21 protein-coding genes and 1 tRNA gene are annotated in these 21,337 nt (G+C 49.4%); 2 read left to right on the forward strand and 20 right to left on the reverse strand.

Annotated features, from left to right (window positions below; all coding sequences use genetic code 11):
* Nucleotides 1-8: 8 nt before the first annotated feature.
* The 13 genes from rplB to BOCO_RS04310 all read right to left on the reverse strand — a co-directional run bounded on the left by rplB (nt 9) and on the right by BOCO_RS04310 (nt 12,835).
* Nucleotides 9-839, reverse strand: coding sequence for a 50S ribosomal protein L2 (gene rplB / locus BOCO_RS04250; protein WP_094722814.1), 831 nt, complete (start codon nt 837-839; stop codon nt 9-11).
* A 36-nt stretch (nt 840-875) separates the two neighbouring features.
* On the reverse strand, nt 876-1,172 hold the full coding sequence (gene rplW / locus BOCO_RS04255) for a 50S ribosomal protein L23 (RefSeq protein WP_094722815.1): 297 nt from the start codon (nt 1,170-1,172) through the stop codon (nt 876-878).
* 5 nt (nt 1,173-1,177) lie between these two features.
* Nucleotides 1,178-1,852, reverse strand: coding sequence for a 50S ribosomal protein L4 (rplD, locus tag BOCO_RS04260; RefSeq protein WP_094722816.1), 675 nt, complete (start codon nt 1,850-1,852; stop codon nt 1,178-1,180).
* 5 nt (nt 1,853-1,857) lie between these two features.
* Nucleotides 1,858-2,511, reverse strand: a complete 654-nt coding sequence (gene rplC / locus BOCO_RS04265; protein WP_094722817.1) for a 50S ribosomal protein L3 — start codon at nt 2,509-2,511, stop codon at nt 1,858-1,860.
* 16 nt (nt 2,512-2,527) lie between these two features.
* Nucleotides 2,528-2,836, reverse strand: coding sequence for a 30S ribosomal protein S10 (gene rpsJ / locus BOCO_RS04270; RefSeq protein ID WP_094722818.1), 309 nt, complete (start codon nt 2,834-2,836; stop codon nt 2,528-2,530).
* A gap of 371 nt (nt 2,837-3,207) precedes the next feature.
* Entirely contained in the window at nt 3,208-5,949 is a 2,742-nt protein-coding gene (gene adhE, locus BOCO_RS04275) for a bifunctional acetaldehyde-CoA/alcohol dehydrogenase (protein ID WP_094722819.1), read from the reverse strand.
* Nucleotides 5,950-6,207: 258 nt separating this feature from the next.
* On the reverse strand, nt 6,208-7,218 hold the full coding sequence (locus BOCO_RS04280) for a hypothetical protein (protein ID WP_094722820.1): 1,011 nt from the start codon (nt 7,216-7,218) through the stop codon (nt 6,208-6,210).
* Between the two features lie 65 nt (nt 7,219-7,283).
* Nucleotides 7,284-8,000 (reverse strand): ATP-binding cassette domain-containing protein, encoded by a 717-nt coding sequence (locus BOCO_RS04285; protein ID WP_094722821.1) that lies wholly within the window; start codon nt 7,998-8,000, stop codon nt 7,284-7,286.
* Complete coding sequence (locus BOCO_RS04290) at nt 7,991-9,088, reverse strand: peptidoglycan-binding domain-containing protein (RefSeq protein WP_094722822.1); 1,098 nt, start codon at nt 9,086-9,088, stop codon at nt 7,991-7,993. Before BOCO_RS04290 ends, BOCO_RS04285 begins: the two co-directional genes overlap by 10 nt.
* Before the next feature lie 38 nt (nt 9,089-9,126).
* Nucleotides 9,127-9,831: a hypothetical protein gene (locus BOCO_RS04295; RefSeq protein WP_094722823.1), complete on the reverse strand. Its 705-nt coding sequence runs from the start codon at nt 9,829-9,831 to the stop codon at nt 9,127-9,129.
* A gap of 1,206 nt (nt 9,832-11,037) precedes the next feature.
* On the reverse strand, nt 11,038-11,529 hold the full coding sequence (gene rpsI, locus BOCO_RS04300) for a 30S ribosomal protein S9 (RefSeq protein WP_094722824.1): 492 nt from the start codon (nt 11,527-11,529) through the stop codon (nt 11,038-11,040).
* Nucleotides 11,530-11,552: 23 nt separating this feature from the next.
* Nucleotides 11,553-12,002: a 50S ribosomal protein L13 gene (gene rplM / locus BOCO_RS04305; protein WP_094722825.1), complete on the reverse strand. Its 450-nt coding sequence runs from the start codon at nt 12,000-12,002 to the stop codon at nt 11,553-11,555.
* 212 nt (nt 12,003-12,214) lie between these two features.
* The gene (locus BOCO_RS04310; RefSeq protein ID WP_094722826.1) at nt 12,215-12,835 is read right to left on the reverse strand and encodes an AbrB family transcriptional regulator; all 621 of its coding nucleotides are present in this window, start codon (nt 12,833-12,835) and stop codon (nt 12,215-12,217) included.
* Nucleotides 12,836-13,084: 249 nt separating this feature from the next.
* On the opposite strand from BOCO_RS04310, the gene BOCO_RS04315 reads away from it, so the two are divergent.
* Nucleotides 13,085-13,747: an IMPACT family protein gene (locus BOCO_RS04315; protein ID WP_094722827.1), complete on the forward strand. Its 663-nt coding sequence runs from the start codon at nt 13,085-13,087 to the stop codon at nt 13,745-13,747.
* A 117-nt stretch (nt 13,748-13,864) separates the two neighbouring features.
* Here the strand turns inward: BOCO_RS04315 and BOCO_RS04320 are convergent, their stop codons facing one another.
* Both BOCO_RS04320 and BOCO_RS04325 read right to left on the reverse strand, forming a co-directional pair.
* A complete protein-coding gene (locus tag BOCO_RS04320) occupies nt 13,865-14,599 on the reverse strand; it encodes an MIP/aquaporin family protein (RefSeq protein WP_094722828.1) in 735 nt (244 codons plus the stop codon).
* A gap of 199 nt (nt 14,600-14,798) precedes the next feature.
* Nucleotides 14,799-14,885, reverse strand: a tRNA-Ser gene (locus BOCO_RS04325).
* Between the two features lie 178 nt (nt 14,886-15,063).
* Here BOCO_RS04325 and dinB point away from each other — a divergent pair.
* Nucleotides 15,064-16,338: a DNA polymerase IV gene (dinB, locus tag BOCO_RS04330; protein ID WP_094722829.1), complete on the forward strand. Its 1,275-nt coding sequence runs from the start codon at nt 15,064-15,066 to the stop codon at nt 16,336-16,338.
* 13 nt (nt 16,339-16,351) lie between these two features.
* Here the strand turns inward: dinB and fdxA are convergent, their stop codons facing one another.
* From fdxA to BOCO_RS04355, 5 genes are all read right to left on the reverse strand, one after another.
* Nucleotides 16,352-16,669, reverse strand: coding sequence for a ferredoxin (gene fdxA, locus BOCO_RS04335; protein WP_094722830.1), 318 nt, complete (start codon nt 16,667-16,669; stop codon nt 16,352-16,354).
* 210 nt (nt 16,670-16,879) lie between these two features.
* Nucleotides 16,880-17,530, reverse strand: coding sequence for an NAD(P)H-binding protein (locus tag BOCO_RS04340; RefSeq protein WP_094722831.1), 651 nt, complete (start codon nt 17,528-17,530; stop codon nt 16,880-16,882).
* 30 nt (nt 17,531-17,560) lie between these two features.
* Nucleotides 17,561-18,190, reverse strand: coding sequence for a TetR/AcrR family transcriptional regulator (locus BOCO_RS04345; RefSeq protein WP_094722832.1), 630 nt, complete (start codon nt 18,188-18,190; stop codon nt 17,561-17,563).
* 284 nt (nt 18,191-18,474) lie between these two features.
* Nucleotides 18,475-19,977, reverse strand: a complete 1,503-nt coding sequence (locus BOCO_RS04350; protein ID WP_094722833.1) for an APC family permease — start codon at nt 19,975-19,977, stop codon at nt 18,475-18,477.
* A gap of 88 nt (nt 19,978-20,065) precedes the next feature.
* Nucleotides 20,066-21,334, reverse strand: a complete 1,269-nt coding sequence (locus BOCO_RS04355) for an FAD-binding protein (protein ID WP_244568730.1) — start codon at nt 21,332-21,334, stop codon at nt 20,066-20,068.
* Nucleotides 21,335-21,337 lie beyond the last annotated feature (3 nt).

Consider the following 21,337-nt stretch of genomic DNA (forward strand, 5'->3'; position numbering starts at 1 on the left):
GCACTCCCTTACTTGCGGTTCTTACCATTTGGACGACGACGGACAATCATCTTGTTCGAAGCCTTCTTCGGACGACGAGTACGAACCTCGCCCTTGCCCCATGGAGACACTGGTGGCTTACCACCACGGGTACGTCCACCATGTGGATGGTCAACAGGGTTCATAGACTCACCACGAGTAATGGGCCTACGTCCGAGCCAACGAGCACGTCCTGCCTTACCAAGCTCAATGTTGGCATGCTCAGAATTACCGACTTCACCAACAGTGGCACGGCAGCGGGCATCGACGTTACGAATTTCGCCTGATGGCATACGCAACTGGGCATATGCGCCATCCTTAGCAACCAGCTGAACTCCAGCACCGGCCGAACGTGCAATCTTAGCTCCGCCCTGAGGCTTGAGCTCGATAGCATGTACGACAGTACCTGTAGGAATGTTGCTCAGAGGCAAGTTGTTACCTGGCTTAATATCAGCCTGAGGTCCTGTCTCGATGACATCACCCTGCTTGACTCCTTCAGGAGCGATGATGTACCGCTTCTCACCATCGGCGAAGTGCAGGAGGGCAATACGCGCAGAGCGGTTGGGATCATATTCGATCTCAGCAACCTTTGCTGGCACGCCATCCTTGTCCCAACGACGGAAGTCGATAAGACGGTACTGGCGCTTGTGCCCACCACCACGATGGCGGCTTGTCATACGGCCGTATGAGTTACGACCTCCAGTTTTACTAAGCTTACGAACCAGCGACTTTTCGGGCTTTGAACGCGTAATCTCGGAGAAGTCCGAAACAGAGGCGTTGCGACGGCCCGCAGTCGTCGGCTTATATGTACGGATAGCCATAATATAGTTTCTTCCTTAACTTTTCTCGGCTAGCCTTCAGTTACCGAAGACATCGATCGACTGACCCTCAGCCACCGTAACGATAGCACGCTTCTCGTTCACACGACGGCCGTAACCAGTGCGTGTGCGAGTACGCTTACCCTGGCGGTTCAGCGTATTGACCGAGGTCACCTTGACATTGAAGATCTGCTCAATGGCTTGCTTGATTGCAACCTTATTTGCGTCAGGATTCACCACAAATGTGTACTGGCCGCGATCCGAATTCGCGTAGCTCTTTTCGGATACGACCGGCTTGATGATGATATCGTGAGCAGGCTTATGAATAGCTACCATGTAAATCAGGCCTCCTTCGCAGTCTCAGCTTTGGAGTCACTCTTCGCCTCAAGGAAAGCACTGAAACCATCCTTGGTGAAGACAACATCCTCAGCAGTAACCACATCATAGGTGTTGAGCTGATCAGCGAAGATAGTATGCACTGTAGGGAGATTCCTTACAGAGAGCCACTCGTTGATCTCGTCACGAGAGAAAACAATTGTCGTGAAACGCTCGCCGACCACAGGCATGAGAGCACCTTGGGCACCCTTAGTGGAGGGCTTGTCGCCGATTCCAAAATCGATGACGTGAGTGCGACCAGCATTAGTCCGGTCTGACAGGACATAGCGCAGTGCTGCGGCCTTCATCTTCTTTGGCGTCTTCTGCGAGTAATCACGAGGTACAGGACCGTGAGCTACTGCACCACCGGCCCACTGTGGAGACCTGATGGAACCCTGACGAGCACGTCCAGTGCCCTTCTGCTTCCATGGTTTCCTACCTCCACCAGAGATGTTAGCGCGATTCTTAACGGAATGCGTGCCTTGGCGAGCTGCTGCCAGCTGGCCCAAAACTACCTGATGAATCAGAGGGATGTGATCGTGCACGTCTTCTTCAGAGATGCCAAAGATTTCGACTGGTGCTTCTACAGAGCCAGCTGCTTTACCCTTGGCGTCGGTGATGTTTAAAGTGATGCTTGCCATAAATATCAAGCTCCCTTCACAGACGAGCGAACTACTACAATCGAGCCGCGTGGGCCAGGAATAGCGCCCTTAACAGCAATGATGCCGTTTTCAGTATCTGCGGATACGATTGTGAGGTTCTGCACGGTAGCAGTGACATGACCCATACGGCCAGCCATACGCTTGCCCTTTAAGATACGGCTCGGTGTAGCGCATGCGCCTACTGAACCTGGACGACGCTCGTTTTTATGAGAGCCGTGCGTACGGCGATAGGACTTAAAGCCCCAGCGCTTAATCGTTCCAGCAAATCCCTTGCCCTTGGTTGTGCCAGTGACATCAATCTCGCTACCTTCTGGCAGCAAATCGACTGGTAGTTCCTGACCAGGCTCGTATTTGTCAGCATCCTCGGTACGCACCTCTACGAGATGACGACGAGGAGTGACACCTGCCTTAGCAAAGTGACCTGCCAATGGCTTAGTTACCTTGGTTGGATCGATCTGGCCATAGCCGATCTGAACAGCCTGGTAGCCATCAGTTTCTGTAGTCTTTACTGCAGTAACAACGTTCGTTGAAACATCAACCAACGTTACTGGGACGAAGAAGCCGTTCTCGTCCCAAACCTGCGACATGCCAAGCTTGCGGCCCAACAATGCAGTTGTATTCTTCTGTTCTCGAGTCATGCGGTTCCCTCCTCCCTTACAGCTTGATTTCGATGTTGACATCTGCAGGCAGATCGATGTGCATCAAAGAATCCACAGCCTTTGGAGTGGGATCTACGATGTCAATGAGGCGCTTATGCGTCCGCATCTCGAAGTGCTCGCGTGAGTCCTTGTATTTATGAGGAGAACGGATGACAACATATACGTTCTTCTCTGTCGGCAGCGGAACGGGGCCAACAACTGTTGCGCCCGCGCTCGTCACCGTCTCGACGATTTTCTTCGCCGATTGGTCGATGACCTCATGGTCATAGGACTTAAGCCTGATGCGGATTTTCTGTCCCGCCATTGCCGTCCGCCCTTTCTAGCGATGAGTTAACTGTTTACCAACCTGCTTTTGAGGACATCGGCGCTTATGGCTCGACAGACAATATCTGACAAACCAATCCACATCAATGCGCGGCCACAAAGACAACTGGGGAGAAATCCCTGTACTACGCTCGCTATTTTGATTCCAAAGTGCGAGCCCCAAAAGAGGCAACTTTATAATTAAAGCACGAGGGGTTCCCTAGCATAATCCGGGCGTGTCGCAACAAACTACTACTACAAAGCGGGCAATTCCAAGCTTTTATCGACGTTTTACCATCTGACTTGAAACTGCCCGCAACTATGCCTGCTGGATGATAGAGAAGCCGAGAACCACCTCCCATCAAACAGACATCACTTAGCCCTTTGAGATGCCTCCTCAGTCGCTGTTACTCCCTGACGTGCTATCCGCCTTGCGTGACCTTCAGCTTGAGAAATACCGTAATATGCAGCAATAGCGATATCTTTTATATCCTCAATTTGTGGAATCCGCGGATTAGCAGGAGTGCATTGATCTTCGTAAGCTCGTACACCTATGTGATCAAGGATGCTCCAGAAATATTCCTCATCGACACCTGCGGCCTCGAAGTTGGAATCCATACCAAGCTTGTTATCACGATAATCTTCTAAAGCTTGAGCGTACTTCTCAACAGCATCAGCAGGAGATGAAGACTGAATCCCTATTGCTTTCGCTAATTCCTGGTAGCGCTCCGCTGCAATGTACTCACTATACTTCGGCCAAGAGGTAGGTTCCTGAGGAACTTGCCCGTTATACCGCACTACGTAGGGTAGAAGAATGGCATTAGTGCGACCATGGATAAGGTGGCACAAGGCACCTATAGTGTGCGCCATACCGTGGCACATACCTAAGAAAGATGAGCCAAAGGCCATGCCAGCCATGGTTGCAGCATTGTGCATCTTCTCTTGAGCTCGGATCTTACCCTCCCCCGGCTCCTCATTAACAGAAGGAGCTAGGTTATCCCAAATCAATTGGGCAGCGCGCAGAGCCATGGCATCGGTGTAATCGTTAGCATACACCGAAACAAAGGCTTCGGTTGCGTGAGTAAGCGCATCAAAACCAGAATCGCAAGCCAGGCTCTTAGGCTGAGTGCGGGCCAAAACAGGATCGACGATGGCCACTGATGGTGTCAAAGCATAATCAGTAATCGGATATTTGTAGCCGGTCTTGTGATCAGTAATAACAGCAAAAGGCGTTACTTCTGAACCTGTGCCAGAAGAGGTAGGGATGCAGATCAACTTCGCTTTATTCCCGAGTGGAGGAATTTTAAAGGCACGCTTGCGAATATCGAAGAACTTCTCGCGTACATCAGAGAAAGCGATATCGGGATGCTCATAGAGTAACCACATAATCTTTGCTGCATCCATGGGAGAACCACCACCAACAGCAATGATGGTGTCGGGTTTAAACTCCTCACGCATCATCTGAGCGCCTCGCTCAACGGTTTCTACGCTTGGTTCTGGTTCAACATAATCAATGGTCCGGAAGGTTACTGGCTCCTGACGCGCACGCAGCTGGTCGATAATCTTGTCAACCACCCCCAACTGTTCCATAACCTTATCGCAGACGATGACTGCCCGATGGATGCCGAACATATCACGCAAATACTTAATGGAATTAGGCTCGAAGTATGTTTTAGCAGGCACTTTGAACCATTGCATATTGTTGTTCCTCCGCGCTATCCGCTTGACGTTGATAAGGTTGACAGCCTGAACGTTGCCAGACACAGAATTCCCACCGTAGGACCCACAACCCAGAGTGAGTGAAGGAGCAATAGCGTTGTAGATGTCACCGATACCACCGAGGGAAGATGGTTGGTTCCAAATAATACGACAGGCATGCATGCGTATTCCAAACTCACGGACCAGTTCTTCGTTGTCAGTGTGAATAGCGGCAGTGTGGCCTGCACCGTGAACCAACATCTGCTCACACATCTCGAAGGCCTGCTCTTTGTTATCCGCTGTCAGTACAGCTTGAACAGGAGCCAGCTTCTCCATAGTGAGAGGTTCCATCTCACCAACTTCCTTGCACTCAGCAGCGAGGATGGTGGCATCCTCAGGAATCTCGAAGCCAGCTTCACGAGCTATGTACTGAGGAGACTTACCGGGTACTACCGAATTGAGCTTAGGAGCAGGAGCACCTTCACCAGGGTAAGCAGTCACTCCAAACATGTACCGTTCCAGGAGAGCTTTTTCTTGCGCATTCACGAAGTATGCCTTCCGATGCTTCATCTCCGTAACTAACCGAGCGTACACATCCTGGTGAGCTATGATTGCCTGCTCTGTAGCACAGATCATACCGTAGTCAAAATGCTTAGAAAGGATAAGATCGTTGACCGCTCGAGAAATGTTAACATTTGCATCTACATACGCTGGTGCATTGCCAGCTCCAACACCAAGGGCAGGTTTGCCTGATGAATAAGCAGCCTTTACCATGCCTGGACCACCAGTAGCTAGGATGGTTGCCACACCAGGATGCTTCATCAATGCACCAGTCGCTTCAACAGAGGGGTGCTCAATCCACTGGATACAATTGTCTGGCGCACCAGCGGCTATAGCAGCATCACGTACAATTCGGGCAGCTTGCGCCGATGACCGCTGCGCAAAAGGATGGAAGCCAAATACAATAGGGCAGCGGGTTTTCAGAGCAATTAAGGACTTGAAAATGGTTGTTGACGTCGGATTGGTCACCGGAGTCACTCCAGCAACCACACCCACTGGTTCTGCGATCTCTACAATGCCATCGACATCATCTTCCCTGATTACACCAACGGTGCGCTGATGAGCCAGATGGTTAGTCACATGCTCACAGGCGAAAATATTTTTGGTTGCCTTATCTTCTACCAGACCTCGCCCCGTCTCTTCGACGGCCATTTGAGCTAGTTCTAGGTGCTTATTCAAAGCAGCGATAGAAGCCTTGGCAACAATCCGGTCAACCTGCTCTTGATTGAGCTCCTCAAACGCCTTCAGTGCAACTTGAGCCTGAGCTACTAGGTTATCTACTTCAACTTGAGCCTCAGTCTTGGCCTGCTCGTTATTGCTTGCTTCTTGTGTTACTTCCTTTTGTGCCGAAACCACGGCCCCTCCTTGCAACAGCCTTCTTTGGTGTCACTCTCTATAGGCAACTTCCTGATAGATCAGGCACCCGATCTCAATTCAATACACTGGCACACGTAAAGTGTGACCAATATCACAATTTACTGGAAGGACCGTATTTTGCTGTCTCTCAGGTAAGAAAGTTCACTTATCAGGCGTGTCGCAAACATTAATGAGTCATAGATGCTCGTTTTGCGCACATAAGTTTGCAAGTCTTGACAATATTCATCACAGGCGCGCTCACCGAGTCTTGAAGTAGTGGAAGAGCTGTGACTCACGTATCAAGACACCAGTTCCCAAAGCACCGAGCATGGTACCCATATCCAAGGTTAGTGGCGAGCGCAAAGCCGTCAAGAGCACCTGTACGGCACCCGCAGGTGCTAACACGTAACTGAGTGCTGTCAAGATACCAATGGCAGCAGCAGTGCCCAATGTCAACCAGACCAGTGTCTCTACACCAATCGTCAGAAGCTGGGAACTCTTGTCTTCTCCCACATGAAGAGCTCCAGCATATTCCAAACGCCGGCGAACCACTGTCCAAATACCAAACAGGGTTCCCAGAGCCAAAGACAAGTATGGCATCCAACGCGTTAGCCTTGCCCGATAGGAAGCAAGCCCGTTATAATGCGCATCAAAACCCTTGTTTAAAGACGTAGTTGCACCTGCTTTATCATCCCCATCACCTACCGGTTGAGCTACCCTCATCAGGGCATCTAAATCCGGTGAACGAGGCCATTGCTTCGCCCAGCATTCTTGAAAATTCCCATCCGATGTAGCAACCGGTGTGACCAGAGCATAGGCCAGCCGGGTATCGCGACCATCATTGGGCCAATCAAATATACCTGCGATATGTGCATTACCGTAGTCAGTAGGCAGCATTGAGCCAACACTCAAACCAAAATCGTGAGCTAAACTTCGCGACACCCATACGCCCGTTGGATCCACAGGCTTCGAAGATCCAGCAGCAAGAATAGAGAGAAGGCCGGCGGAAACTTGAAAGGAAGCTAGGTCCATACCAGGTGTAGCCAAAGGTGTTATTTGAGGACCCTTGCGGATGGCTCCTGCATAATTGGGCCCTCCCCCAGCCTGAGTAAGTCGTTCACAGGTGACCCCATCAATATTGTCGCCCAAAAGTATCGTCACATCTGCATCTGCCTGCACCCTTGTCTTAGCTTGATTTTGTAGACCGGTGATGGTCAAAACTTCATAGCCTCCCGTCAGCAAGCCCAGACTCAATGTGACAAGCACCATCAGTGCCAGTTTGGCGGTACCGCACGTTAGGTTCCTCCACGCCTCGGAACAGATAGAAGACAATCTCATCGTTGCCTCCCAGTCTCATTGACTGCATTACTGGCCAGTTCAACGACCGTTTCCTTACGGGTATCATCCAATACTTCTGGAGGCACGAGGTTACTATGGTTAGTCTCGCTTGGTGCATAATCGGCAAGGTCAATGGCTCGCTGACAAGCTTCACGGGTATCTGTGTCGTGCGTTGCAACAACAACAGCCATGCCCTGTCCAGCCAAATTACCTAATACCCGGCTTATCGAGTGTGCCGTGCGTGTATCAAGCTGGGCAGTGGGTTCATCAACTAATAAGAGGTCGGGGCGGGAACAGACAGCACGCGCTAGCATAAGGCGCTGGGCCTCACCACCAGAGAGTGCCGAAAATGGACGCATAGCAGTTGCTTCGAGATCAAAGAGCCGTAAGGCATCATAAGCACAGATTTCCGCCTGCCTCCGTCGTTCCCCCTTTGCTAGCAGAGGAAGGACAACGTGGTCAAGTGCTGTGCGCTGAGCTACTCCATATGGGTTTTGGAAGACCCATCCAATTCGACCAACCCCCTCCAAATGCACTGCGCCAGTAGTCGGTACCTGCCAACCAGCCAAAATAGACATGAGCGTAGACTTACCACAACCCGAGGGGCCACACACTGCTAGGGTCTGACCTGGTTCAACACTAAAGGTCAGATGCTCAAAGAGGATGTCAGTGCCAGCAAAGCGATGGCCTAAATCTTCTACGTTTACGAACATTGCACACGTGCCAGTCCTGGACCTACATCTACCTGTTGCATCTTATCTGCTGCTTGCGGATTACTCTCTTCTAACTGAACCAAGCTCACCCCAAGCTCAGAGCCAACGATGGAGACTTTACTTACTTTTCCTTCTGATGCAATACAACCCTTATTCTCTTTTATCCCCACAATAGCGGCAGCTGGTATGCGAAGTGCTTTTACCGGTTGAGCGAACGCAAGAGCGCCATCCAGGCCAGCTTTCAGTTCTTCTTCCTTGTATCCAGCAAACTCCGGCTTAGAAGCCACCTTGCTGCAAAAAACTCCATCTGTTATTTCTGTAGAGCCAGCCGGCAGCCTAGTAGACTCTCCAAAAATGGTAATAATCTGCTCACGGTTGAGCGGCTTCCCGTTCTTAATGGTGAGCTTAGTGATAGTACCCGGAACCTCAGCAATCGGTGCCCCAGCTTGAACTGTCATACCAGTTTGTTGCACCCAAGAGGAAATATTGACTGCCTGTGCCGGCAACCAGACAATGCTCTCTAATGTAAAGTCACCTTTCGGCGTGATCCCGTTGTCTTTCAAGAGTTGACGCCAGCCTGCTGCCGTAGCTGACGTGTAGGAAGTAGGAGAATATGATGAAGCATAACCTAGCCGTGATAACTCAGCATTCAGCGCTTTAACATCATTACCAACATCTCCGGGTTTCAAATCTCTGTACGGAGGCGTCTCCAGAGCAAGTGCCAACACCGGCCGATCATTTACACTAAAAGCCGTTTGACCAGATGTCAACGTCGAAGAAGCAGACAAAGCTGTCAGCGTGCCAGCCATATTACTTACTAGCTCACGCTTGGCGCTGATGTAAGGAATCACACTCACCTGTTTACGACCCTCATAGGTCTGGTGAGCCACCGGCGCCGAGGTCACAGTTGCAGGCGCGCTGAGAAGTTGAGGTGCTTTATCAGGCAACACAAGAGCACACACGCCCACACTCACAGCAACTGCAACCACGACTGCAACCACAACCCACTGCCAACCCACAGCCTTCACCCGAGGAGCTTCCTGTTGCGAAGCAGTTGAGCTTAACTGAAGTCTTGTATTGGTAGCCATTCAAACCTTCTGTCCACTATGTTCCCCGTCAAAGGTCATTACTGTTTTCTGACATCATATAAAGAAATGCCATTGGGCACTAAACAGTCTTGAACAGGGGTGCTGAAGATATTGATACTTGCCTCAGGCCCTTTCTCTATATCCTTGTTTAACTGTTTAAGGCTATAGTTTTTGGGGACTGCACTGGATTTATGCAAGCAGTCTAGAGCTGCCTCATGCGGATTAGAGTACAGGTTGGGATTACCTACCTGCATTTCGTATACCAAGGCAACATATGACTCGTATTCATCGGCACATGTTTGGAAATCACGTTGGATCTTGTCAGAATTGGACTTTTCATCTGGAGGAATTTCATAGGCCTGGTTATAGATGCCGGTGCTGGTTCTTGTAAAGGCAATGTTGCCATGCCCTTTTTCTGTAAAACACCGCTTAAACAGACCCCAAGCATTTTCATAGTCGCCAGCGCTCATTGAACCTTCTCGAACAACTTTTTCGAGAAGGTTTCGCTGAAAGTCAGAGGGAGAATCTTCCCGTATAACCTTGCTCGCAAAATCTGATATCGAAGACGCTAACTTACCACCAGTGCTTTGATAAACTTGCTCAGTGCTGCTATGAGATGGCGATCCCGAATCGCGAGATTCATCAGCACCTTCCGTCCCAACACCACATGCAGAAAGGCAGAACAATAGGGAACAACAAATAGCGCAGATACAACAACCAATCCCTCTCCTCTTGGCTACCATCACTTGATATTCCTTACATCTGTATGCTTGTAGTGAGGTCTCAAAGCACTGAGACGGACCAACTGCGCTCTCGCCAGTATCGTGATGCAGATTTCCCCTTAAGCGTAAGAGTATAAAGCAACACATGGTACAAATGCAAGTTCAGCAAGCTCTACTTTTGAGCCCAAGCCATACTTCTAGACTAGGAAGGACAGCATCACAACTATGTGTTTGACAGATGACAGAACGATTGGACGTGCAAGAGCTTTTGTGTATATCTGAAGTTGATGGGGAAGATATTCGTACTGGATTCACTTTCAAAAAAAAAACGAAGGTGCTTGTCACAGCCCACAGAACCACCACAACGATATGCTTCATAGCAGGATTTTGCCTAGTAGGTGCCCTTTACTCGCCGCAAGCGCACAGACATCCCGTGGCTGCCTAAAGCTACAATCCACGAGCTGCTAGCTGTTGATGACAGCTACATGCAGTCATTCAAGCTTCTTCTCAGACAACGCTGGAGAATAAACTGTCTGCTTCCATCCCTCCGCTAGTTCAAAAAACCTAACAAGCTGGACATAGCGCTTCTGTTAGCACTACCTTACGGTCTAGTTCTTTAACAGGGCATTCGCTCGATGCAACCAGTACGCGGCTGCCTCATTCTGGTTCGCACACAGGTGCAGCATTCCCAACTTGTTTTCATATACATCAGTACCGCCAGGGTGAACTCTTGCGAGCCGGTATTATAGTTCTGACGGCACTTGTCCCCGATTTCATGATGCTTATCAGCCGTATCCGCAACCGAACCATAAATACCATTACATTACCGGTTTTCCACTATTTAAATCAGCAGAGCCCTGTCCAACCATACTGCATTTAAGCTGTCCCCCAAAAGCATTTCATAATCAGCAATGAGCATGGAACCCTCTTGCACATTTTTCGCAAGAGGTCCTTCTGAAAACCGCGGAACTGTGCTGAAAAAGTATGACGCTAGCGAAATCAGCAATCGAAGTAGCTAATGCACTCGCCTGACAGGCGCCCAATGAGCCTTGTTGTTGACTGTGAAATGTCAGAAGACCCATTCCCGTCCGCATCAGATCCTCTACCACAGGCAGAGCAGGTGATGTTTTCACTAACCTACAAACTGCATTTGCATACACAACAGCCCTTGCGAGTCCACACTGTGAACAAGCAAGGGCTGTGATATAGCTTGATAGCCTGATGCTTTTAACGCTTCGAGAACTGAGGAGCGCGACGGGCCTTATGCAGACCTGCCTTCTTGCGCTCGACGATACGAGCATCACGAGTCAGGAAGCCAGCCTTTTTAAGGGCTGCACGGTTGGCATCGCGATCAATAGCATTGAGAGCGCGGGCCACACCCAAGCGGACTGCTCCAGCCTGACCGGTCACGCCACCACCGTCGACGAGAACCTTAACGTCAAACTTACCTTCGAGCTTCAGGAGCACGATAGGAGAGTTAACTTCGCGCTGGTGCAGGCGGGAGGGGAAGTACTCCTCCAGGCTGTGGCCATTAATGGTCCACTTGCCAGTGCCAGGAACCAGACGGACACGAGCTACTGCTTCCTTACGACGGCCAGTGCCGTATCCCGGAGCAATCGTTGAAGTGCCAGTACCGGCACCAGCGTTTGTTTCAGAAGTGTACGATGCCGCGTTCTGCTCTGCTTCGAGAACCGCGGAGCTGTTGTTATTTTCAGCCATAGTAATCTTGTCTCCCTTCGGTTCTACTTAGCCTGTTGTGAGACCTGAGTGATGGTGTACTCTACAGGTTTCTGGGCTTCGTGCTTGTGGTCTTCGCCTGCGTATACATGCAGACGGGACATCTGGGCGCGTGACAGCTTGTTCTTAGGCAGCATACCCTTGACAGCAGTGGAAATAATCCGCTCTGGGTTGTTCTGCATGAGCTCGCCGTAGGAGTCACGACGCAGACCGCCGGGACGACCTGAGTGAGTGTAGAGCACCTTGCCATCCTTGTTGCCAGTTAGAGCAACCTTGGAGGCATTAATGACGATAACGTGGTTACCAGAGTCGGCGTGAGGTGCGAATGTTGGCTTGTTCTTACCGCGTAACAGGTTTGCAACCTGTGCAGCTAAACGACCAAGCACCATATCAGATGCGTCGACGATGTACCAGTCGTGAGTTAGATCGGCTGGCTTAGGGGTGAACGTTTTCACAGTTTCAACCTTTTCCTTGCATTGTGTTTCGGGCTGTCCGCAGCGCTGTTAAGGCAACGTGCAAACGACCGCATTATCCGTGGGCTCCCTGCAAGTCCTAAACGGCGAGTGGGAAAAGCGCTTTGAGGACCCCTGAGGGAAACACAACATTACACAATTGTAGCGCGCCCTTAGACAAGCTTCAAGCTCAGAAGCACAGGCATGTCACATACTCAACGGGATGCAGCCGCAGTTGCCACGTGTCTTTCTTGGTCAGACTTCAACCTCTCGATGGTTTCCGGGCTTGTAGAGGGGTTGAGTGCTACCGCACGCCGAACCATAGCAGCCAGCACTACAGGAGCTTTTGGCTCTATTTCAACTCCAAGCTTACCTAAATGATCGAGGGTTTGCGCATCGGTATCTGCATTTTCAGCCCCCTCTAAACGCATTTTCCAGGAAGTCATAGGGTTAGTGAGCGCTGCCGCCCGCACACCCTGATCTGGATCTTTAGTTAACAAACCAGCCAGCCAATTTTTATCATTGGTGTTAGCCGCTACTGCACGGCGGACAACAGGATCAGGATCCTTTGAAAGTTTGACCAAAATGTTGGGGAAGGGCATGGATTCTGCCAAGTACACCCGATCTTCTACAGGAGTATGTTCGTTACCAGCAATAGCTTCCAACAAGGCCGTCGCACGCGAAAAAGCAGCATTATCTGCCCTGTCTGGGAGATCACGCCGAGCTAATTGACTCAAAACTTCAGCATTCGTTGAATGTCGTAAACGCTCGTATGAAACCGTCAGAACTTCTCCCGGCTGATTCTCTTGTGACTGGTCTTCTTCCACATCGCTCATACTGTAAGCATATGCAGCACACCCGATTTCAGCTAGGTAGATGACATTGCAACCCGATAATACTGCTGATGGCGTTCACGAGCTATGGCATCTACGCAACGAGGCATAGTCCAAACAGTTAGGAGATTGGTATTGAAGAGCCCACTACCTCCCTTCCAGAAAACCGATCTCCTTGCCTCTTACAGCAATCTCGTGACTGGGAATTACAGTTAGGACTGACGATTTCCAGAACTACTGATTGGAGACAGGATGCATACGCTTCTCAATGCACCTGACCAGCCAGCAATCGGACAGTTTGAGGAACGTAAGTCAGTGTTCATAGGAGCAGCCTGCCGAATTAACGATCAGTCCCAGGCCTTAGCATTTTTAGAAACCCGCAGACTGGCAGATCCTAAAGCCAGACATGTGTGCCATTGCGCCATCTGGAAGTCACCGGACTCTAGCAGCAGCAATCAAGGTACCGGCAATCTGAATGAGCACATGAGTGACGATGGTGAACCGTCTGGCACAGCCGGAAAGTCCATATTAGAAGTTTTACGCCGTAACGAAATAACGAACTGTATCGTCACTGTAACCCGCTATTTTGGCGGTATTTTGCTGGGATCTGGTGGTCTTATTCGTGCATACTCTACAGCCGCTTCCCTAGCGTTACAGGCTGCCGACCTAGCTCAGATTGTGCCAGCACAGTGCCTGGCTATACAGGTAGATTACTCTCAATACCAGCGACTGCAACGTCTTATTGCAAGCGTCCACGGGCAGGTGTCCGGTGAAACTTTTACCGATCGTGTGAGTGTACAAGTCAACATATCAACGGAGCAAGTTCCGGCTTTTATTAGTTCACTCACCAACCTTTTCAATGGGCAGGTCCAGGCCAGCAATATCGGATCAGCAATCTTACTTGATCCCTGCTGACTCTCTCCACACCCAGGCCGTCAGAAAGCACCTAAAGTTCTACCCTTCAGGCAATAAAAAGGGCCGACACCGTTACCCTGATGTCAGCCCATATGCACATTGCGCAATATTGCGAATTCACACTGCAAACAGTGACTTGAAAAGGAAAACGCCTATGCTTGCACCCAAGATCGGCGCAAGCACCGGAATCCAAGCCTCATCCCAACGAGATGAGCCCTTGTGAGCAATGGGTAGAAGCTGGTGAAGTAAGCGAGGCACAAAGTCACGTGCTGGGTTCAAACCGGGTCCGGTAGGACCACCAAGGGATGTTACTAGTCCCCACACAATGAAACCAACTACAATTGCGGCGGCACCCTTTGACTTTACTCCCCATGGTCCTTCCAAACAGCACAGAGCTCCGAGAACCAGCAGCAAGGTACCTACACATTCATTGATAAAGTAATTAACCTTGGAGCCAGCAGCATCTGTTGTTGAAAAAGTAGCAAGGATTGCGTCCTGCGACTCAGTTTGCTGATAGAAGGGATAGTACGTTGCATAAACGACGAGCTGGCCGACCGCAGCTCCTAACAGTTGCGCGACAATATACGGCAGCACCTGTGCCCACGGAAACATGCCGCTGATTGCCTGTCCGATAGTCATTGCTGGATTAATATGGGCTCCAGAAATACCACCGAACATAAGCACTGGGAACATAACTCCGAAGCCGTATCCCATGGCAATAGTTAACCAACCCGAATGGGAACCTTTGGTACCTTTGAGTTCTACATTAGCTACAGCACCATTTCCGAAAATCATCAACATAGCTGTTCCCATGAATTCCGCAACCAATTTAGTTATGAAAGCGTAGTCCATATTATTTCCTTTACTTCATGCGCATCACTGCCGGTCATCCAAACTGGCGACGCTGCCAGACGGTTATAAGCAGTATTTTACAATACATATTCTGAGAACAGCACCAATTTTTACAGTAATTTTTCTACCGGCTCGGCAGCAAAAGAGAACCCGAAAACCGCTTACTTCCGACGGTTTTCGGGTTCTCATTCTCTACCTGCGGAGACGAGGAGATTCGAACTCCTGGACCGTTTGCACAGTCAACACCTTAGCAGGGTGCCCCTTTCGGCCACTCAGGCACGTCTCCACTCTCGTACGAACAGATAATCCGCTCGAGAGTTCAATCATTTAGTGTATCACCTCAGCAAGATCAGACGCGCCGAGAGCCGGATCAGCCATCCAGACATAGTCTCCTCGTTATGTAGACCTGTTCCTACAACATCGATGTCCGGGCGAATACCTCAAACAGACGCTAGGATAGGAATATGAGTACAGCACCAAGGTTAGCGGCCGCCAAGCGCGACTGGGGAAGCGACGAGACAGACTGTACTGTGCTCCATATTGACATGGACGCCTTCTACGCTTCTTGTGAGGTCGCCCGTCACCCAGAACTCAAAGGCCAACCACTCATCATCGGAACAGGACCACGATCCGTGGTATCTGCTGCCTCCTATGAAGCTAGACAATTTGGCATTAATTCAGCTATGCCAGTTTCACGAGCCCAGCGCCTGTGCCCGCAAGGCATCTTTTTACCTGTTGACATACGTTATTATCGCACTATTTCCTCGCGCATATTCTCTACTGTCTTTGCTCGCATCACTAACCAAATTGAGCAAGTATCTGTAGATGAATGCTACATGGACGTTTCCGGAACTTTACGACAGTGGAAGCGGCCTAGCAACATCGCACGGTGGATAAGGGAACAAGTAGCTTCAGGCTTTCACGTAACTTGTTCTGTGGGAATAGCTTCCAATAAACTCATTGCTAAAATGGCTTCTACCAACGCTAAACCAGACGGAATGCTGCTCATACCCAAAACTCAGCAGGCTCAGTTTGTTCAACTTATGCCCTTACGCAGTATACCCGGCATTGGTCAGTCCTTAGAAAAACGGCTCAAAGCTTGGGGTATTGATGATGTTGCCACACTTAGCCGGTGTTCAGAAGAAGAACTGTTTCAGGCTACAGGATCACACATCAGCGCACACGGACTATTCCTAGCTTCCCACGGCCTAGATGAACTTCCACTACAAACGCATAGCCAAGAAAAATCAATAGGAGCGGAACGCACTTTCCTTCATGACACTACATCCTTATCCAACGTTTCCGGCCTTCTACGTCAATGCAGCGACGAGGTAGCCACTTCCCTGCGCAAACGTCAGTTATTAGCCCGAACCATAACAGTAAAACTCCGTTTTGAAGACCTACACTACGCCACCAAGTCTCACACGTTACAAAAACCAGTGAACTCTGCTGCTGACATCTATCCTGAAGCTCTCAGATTATTACATTCAATGCTTGACTTAGACGAAACGCAGATCAACAGAGGGGAATTACCTCGACTCATTCGACTAGCGGGAATCAGCACTTCAGGATTAAGCAAGGTGCAAGATACTCTTATTCAGCCATCTCTTGATGACATTCTCCAAGAGGAGCAGCCCGAGACAGAACATGCTCAACGCTCACAGCTAGCACACGCTGAACGGATTTTGGACTCTATCCGCGGTCGTTACGGAAAAGACTCGGTCAAGCTAGGACTATGATTCCCGCCCTACACTAACGTTGTTTGGGGAGAGCTAGGACCCGAGGATGGTCATGATCGTATGGGCCTTGCGCTTGAGCCCCACCAGCATCCCCCACTTCATCGAAGAATTCAACTGAAGCATCCTTATACCAAGCCCAATCGTCGGGTAAGTCATCTTCATAGAAGATAGCTTCTACAGGGCAAACCGGCTCACAAGCTCCACAGTCTACACACTCATTGGGGTTGATATACAAGTTTCGAGGACCCTCATAAATGCAATCAACTGGGCACTCATCTACGCATGCCTTGTCCTTGACATCAACACAGGGCTGTGCAATTACATACGTCACGATTAGGCCTCCCTCATAAGTACCATCAGCCTACTGCCAAGAGGGGACTCACTGTAAACCGAGAACCTGGTTTTACAAGTACTACAGCTTTTATCATTATTCCTTTTCGGTACTGCTATGATTCCTCACACAATAAGAGTTTTAGCTGTTGTGACCCCTACCGAAGACACCCTTGTCTGAATAAATAGTTTCCATTCACAAGACTAGGTTTCAGTAAACCGGTCTTGTCTCACCTTGCGTTTGGGGATCAGCCAAACCTATACTGTCCTTGCTGTATAAGTCAGGATCTTTTACCATACGAATTACCAAATCAGCCACACTCTTACGAGAGACTGACACCCCCAAGTAGGGCTCATACCGGGTGGTAACCTGGTATTTCACTTCATCTCTGTCATTGAGCCAAGGCAGGCGCAAAGTAGTATAGTCAAGTCCTGACTCATTGAGCAGACGGTCAGAATTGATAGCAGCTGGTAGTCCCCAAGCAACTTGTTTCTTGTTCCAGGCACCGAACTCTCCTGGAACTTCATCATAGAGGCCCAAAATATTGGTAAACACTACCCTGTTCACCTGATTGGACCGCATGGCCTTAATAACATTGGTAGTCATGGCATTGTCTTGGTCGTGGTCAACCACTGCAACAAATACCATATCTTGCCCAACCATGGCCTGTTGAACCGAAGTAGCATCCTCTATATCCACATCTATCAGGGTTACTCTTGGGTTGTCAGACAGGGTAGATAACCGTTGAGGCTCTCGCAGCCCCAAGGTTAAGTGAACACTTCGCAGGGAATCATCTTGCAGGATCCCATCTTCAACGAGACGTGCAATTTGCCCATTGGCCGCCAATATTAGCAAATTCATCCTAGCTCCTTTCTACGTAGTTCAATTGCATTACGAACAACTATGAGACTTGAAGGCCTTTACGTATGGGGGCGCAACCACATATGGTTCAAGCACACTAGGGAGAAAGTCACGACAGACGTGTTGTATGTTTTTCACAGGCTGGAAGTTTTCCCCTAAAATCGTCCAGGTCAGCACAGCGCCATACAGTTGGGTCATCGATAGTTCCGCAAGCTCTTGTACTGGTGTTGCCTTTTTCAAAGAGCCGGAGGCAATGAGCTTTTCTAAAAGGCTGGTTATATTGGACACATCTTGGTCCCACTTACCTGTATTGCCAGCTGCGGATGAAATATATCTGACCCACTGCCTAGCCAGACCTATACCCGCATCCTTGATGACTTGCATGTACTCAGTCAGATACTGACCCATAGCTTCAACAGGTGCCTTACTCGCGTATGTGTCTGTGATGTCAGTAACCTGACGAAAATGCTGCTGACTGAGTGCCGTAATCAACGCAGCTTTACTCTCGTAATAGTTGTAAAAAGTGCCTTTAGCAATACCACAGGCCGCTACAATTTGATCAACTGAAACCTCTTCATAACCGTGTTCAGCAATCATCCTGTCAGCAATAGACAAAAGCCTTGATCGCGTCTGATGAATCTTATCTTCCCGCTTCCCCACACCAGGCCTCCTTGCAACGTTCAGCACTTTTCAAAATATGACTATCAGTCATTTTTATATACAGTGTAGCACTTTTACTAACAGCAGCAACATATGCGACACTAAGAATGTCGGCTACATTGCACCACTATTGAAGGGCAGATTTTCCATTAGACTCACTTGAGAACACAAACAAAAACAACAGTGAATAGGTTAATGTTGCGCTGGACCCAAGCAATCAAAGTGCCCTTACCACTACCTCAAACACTTGTGATGCTACTCGAAGGAACATTACAGGCAAGACCCTAGGCAGAAACAGTGTCAGCCGAGAGTTCCTCCCCCAACCTTGAATGACGGTAAGAATACCCAAAATACACGCAGAAGCCTATACCAAGCCAGACAAGGAAACGGACCCAAGTCAGCACTGTTAGGTTGAGCATCAACCAGAAGCACGCCAAAGCAATAAGTATAGGAATCCATGGGTTACCAGGGATCTTAAAAGACCGATCCAAGTCAGGTCTTTTCTTGCGCATAATCGGGATAGCAATAGCAACCAACGTAAAAGCGGACAGAGTACCAATGTTAACCATGTCTGAAAGCACATCAATATTACAACATGCAGCTACCAGAGCAACCACAATTCCCGTTATGACCTGAATGCGCACAGGGGTACCATGCTTTCCAGTTTTCGATAGACTGCGCGGCAAGAGACCATCTCGGCTGAGCGCAAAAATAACACGAGTTAAGCCCAGCAACAAGACCATAACTACAGTGGTAAGGCCTATGACAATGCCAAAAGAAATCACGGTAGCAGCCCAGGTAGCACCCGCTAATTCGAACCCAGTTGCTAACGAAGGACTTGGTATCTTAGCTAAATCTTTATAAGAAACCATACCAGTAGTTACGATAGCCACCAAGACATAAAGAACTACTACTATAGCCATGCCAAAGAAGATGCCTCTCGGCACAGTTTTACGAGGATCCTTAGCCTCCTCACAGGTTGTGGCGACAACATCGAAACCCAAAAAAGCAAAAAAGACCAGGGCTGCACCAGATAAGATACCGGGGACACCATAGACACTTGGGCTCATACCTGTTGCCCATTGCCAGAGAGGTTGAGCCATTGCAGAAGAAACCGCAGCACCACTGACTTCTGAAGCCGGCTGAGAAGGTGGAATGAAGGGATGATAGTTCTCGACCTTGATATAGAAGAATCCGACCACAATAACAAACAAAACAATGCCAATTTTAAGCACTGTCAGCACTCCGTCGAATCGAGCAGAAATCTTGGTTCCGAGGGCCAGCAGAACAGTAAAAACAGCAACAATAACCAAGGGCGCAATATCGATAGATACCGAACCAAAATTCATTACCGTACTGAAGTTTTTGCCACCCATAAGATGCACAAAATCATTCAGATAGACACCCCAGTATTTTGCAATAACCGAACTGGCCATTAACATCTCCAGGATTAAATCCCAACCGATAACCCAGGCCGCAATTTCGCCGATTGTAGTGTAAGTAAAGGTGTAGGCGGAACCAGACACGGGAAGCATCGAAGCGAACTCCGCATAGCACATAACCGCAGCACCACAGACGACACCTGCAATAATAAAACTGATAATGACTGCTGGCCCTGCATAAAAGGCGGCTGCTTGGGCGCCGATCGAAAAGATTCCTGCACCTACTGCTACAGCAACTCCCATTACCGCCAAATCCCAAGTATTCAAACTGCGCTGTAAACTGTGTCCTTCTTCGCTCGTTTCGGCGAGCGTCTGCTCCACCGATTTTGTTCGAAACACGCGCATAGAGAAACCCCCGATTCCATGTGGCTAGTTATCAACACTGGAAAACTGTAATCCTAGAACCACGCTTTTTCTACTTAAAAAGCCACTTTCATCTTTGAGCTATGACGACCGGTTCAGGAATGATACGTATACCAAAAGTCTTCTCAACGCCATCTTGAATTGTTCGCGCTAAGTCGTATACATGCTGAGCAGTGGCTCCACCACGATTAGTCAAAGCAAGAGTATGTACACTGGAGAGAGCAGCCATAGAATTTTCCAAATGGAATCCCTTGTGAAAACCTGCATGGTCAATCAGCCAAGCTGCTGAAGTCTTAACTGTCCCACTAGGCCTCCCCTGATACAGTACCTGGTATTGAGGTGCTTGTGGTGGAAGCTGAGCAGCTTTCTTTTGGTCAAGAACAGGGTTCATAAAGAAAGAACCACACGAATGCCGGTTGGTACGTATGTCACATTCAGTCGTTCCGCCTGATTGCTGAATCACAGACATGTGCAGAGCTTCAGTCGCAGCTTGTATGTTAGAAGTCTCACGAGTACCTTTCATCCAGGACAGCTGATAGCGTCCAGGGTCTTCCAGCATTCCCTTGCGTGCCCTAATTGCTAGCACAGCATCGCGTATTTGCTCAATTGGCATCAGATTACCGGTCTCAACTTGTAAGGCTTGAGCAAGTTGATCAGAATCTACTCGACTGGTGTGACTATGCCGCAGCACCAGAGTAACTGAGAGCACGATATATCGAGGAGTCGGAAAGAACTCCACACCAGGAACACCAGGCGCCCTATACATAGTTGCCTTCAATGCTGATGTCCGGTAACCAAAGGACATCTGACGAGCATTGAGTTCTTGAACAACTTTGAGCTGTCGGTCCCATACTTCAACTGTATCTACTGACTGACCGACTTCCTGCCCGTATGCTCCAATATTTTGCACGACAGATGCGCCGACAGTTCCAGGAATTCCAGACAGCCCCTCTATTCCAGATAGTCCCATGCGTACACAGTAGTTGACTAGGTCATCCCAATGAGTACCAGCGGTAGCTGCAACATGCACACTACGGTCTTGACCTTCAACCGGCGCCGCTTCATCGAGGACGTTAATCTCACGCCTCGCGTCACGAACCACGAGTCCAGAAAATGCTTCGTCGGCAGCGAGGATATTGGAACCGCCTCCGATAACACATAAGGGCTGGCCTTGAGCATCGGCCCCCTCGACTGCCTCGATCAAACCAACCCGGTCTGTAGGGCAAAGAAAAGACTCGATTTGACCGCCAACGCCCATGGTGGTCAAATCCGCAAAAGAAGGCGCTTGCACTGTGTCTTGCCTGGGTTGCAACATAGAGATTATCGTATCTTCTACCATGGT

Source organism: Bombiscardovia coagulans, assembly GCF_002259585.1.
GTDB lineage: Bacteria > Actinomycetota > Actinomycetes > Actinomycetales > Bifidobacteriaceae > Bombiscardovia > Bombiscardovia coagulans.

What these genes read in the sequence shown, in the direction of transcription:
- rplB (WP_094722814.1), bottom strand. Translation starts at nt 839, where the DNA reads ATGGCTATCCGTACATATAAGCCGACGACTGCGGGCCGTCGCAACGCC.
- rplW (WP_094722815.1), bottom strand. Translation starts at nt 1,172, where the DNA reads ATGGTAGCTATTCATAAGCCTGCTCACGATATCATCATCAAGCCGGTC.
- rplD (WP_094722816.1), bottom strand. Translation starts at nt 1,852, where the DNA reads ATGGCAAGCATCACTTTAAACATCACCGACGCCAAGGGTAAAGCAGCT.
- rplC (WP_094722817.1), bottom strand. Translation starts at nt 2,511, where the DNA reads ATGACTCGAGAACAGAAGAATACAACTGCATTGTTGGGCCGCAAGCTT.
- rpsJ (WP_094722818.1), bottom strand. Translation starts at nt 2,836, where the DNA reads ATGGCGGGACAGAAAATCCGCATCAGGCTTAAGTCCTATGACCATGAG.
- BOCO_RS04280 (WP_094722820.1), bottom strand. Translation starts at nt 7,218, where the DNA reads ATGGTGCTTGTCACATTGAGTCTGGGCTTGCTGACGGGAGGCTATGAA.
- BOCO_RS04285 (WP_094722821.1), bottom strand. Translation starts at nt 8,000, where the DNA reads ATGTTCGTAAACGTAGAAGATTTAGGCCATCGCTTTGCTGGCACTGAC.
- BOCO_RS04290 (WP_094722822.1), bottom strand. Translation starts at nt 9,088, where the DNA reads ATGGCTACCAATACAAGACTTCAGTTAAGCTCAACTGCTTCGCAACAG.
- BOCO_RS04295 (WP_094722823.1), bottom strand. Translation starts at nt 9,831, where the DNA reads ATGGTAGCCAAGAGGAGAGGGATTGGTTGTTGTATCTGCGCTATTTGT.
- rpsI (WP_094722824.1), bottom strand. Translation starts at nt 11,529, where the DNA reads ATGGCTGAAAATAACAACAGCTCCGCGGTTCTCGAAGCAGAGCAGAAC.
- BOCO_RS04310 (WP_094722826.1), bottom strand. Translation starts at nt 12,835, where the DNA reads ATGAGCGATGTGGAAGAAGACCAGTCACAAGAGAATCAGCCGGGAGAA.
- BOCO_RS04315 (WP_094722827.1), top strand. Translation starts at nt 13,085, where the DNA reads ATGCATACGCTTCTCAATGCACCTGACCAGCCAGCAATCGGACAGTTT.
- BOCO_RS04320 (WP_094722828.1), bottom strand. Translation starts at nt 14,599, where the DNA reads ATGGACTACGCTTTCATAACTAAATTGGTTGCGGAATTCATGGGAACA.
- dinB (WP_094722829.1), top strand. Translation starts at nt 15,064, where the DNA reads ATGAGTACAGCACCAAGGTTAGCGGCCGCCAAGCGCGACTGGGGAAGC.
- BOCO_RS04340 (WP_094722831.1), bottom strand. Translation starts at nt 17,530, where the DNA reads ATGAATTTGCTAATATTGGCGGCCAATGGGCAAATTGCACGTCTCGTT.
- BOCO_RS04350 (WP_094722833.1), bottom strand. Translation starts at nt 19,977, where the DNA reads ATGCGCGTGTTTCGAACAAAATCGGTGGAGCAGACGCTCGCCGAAACG.
- BOCO_RS04355 (WP_244568730.1), bottom strand. Translation starts at nt 21,334, where the DNA reads ATGGTAGAAGATACGATAATCTCTATGTTGCAACCCAGGCAAGACACA.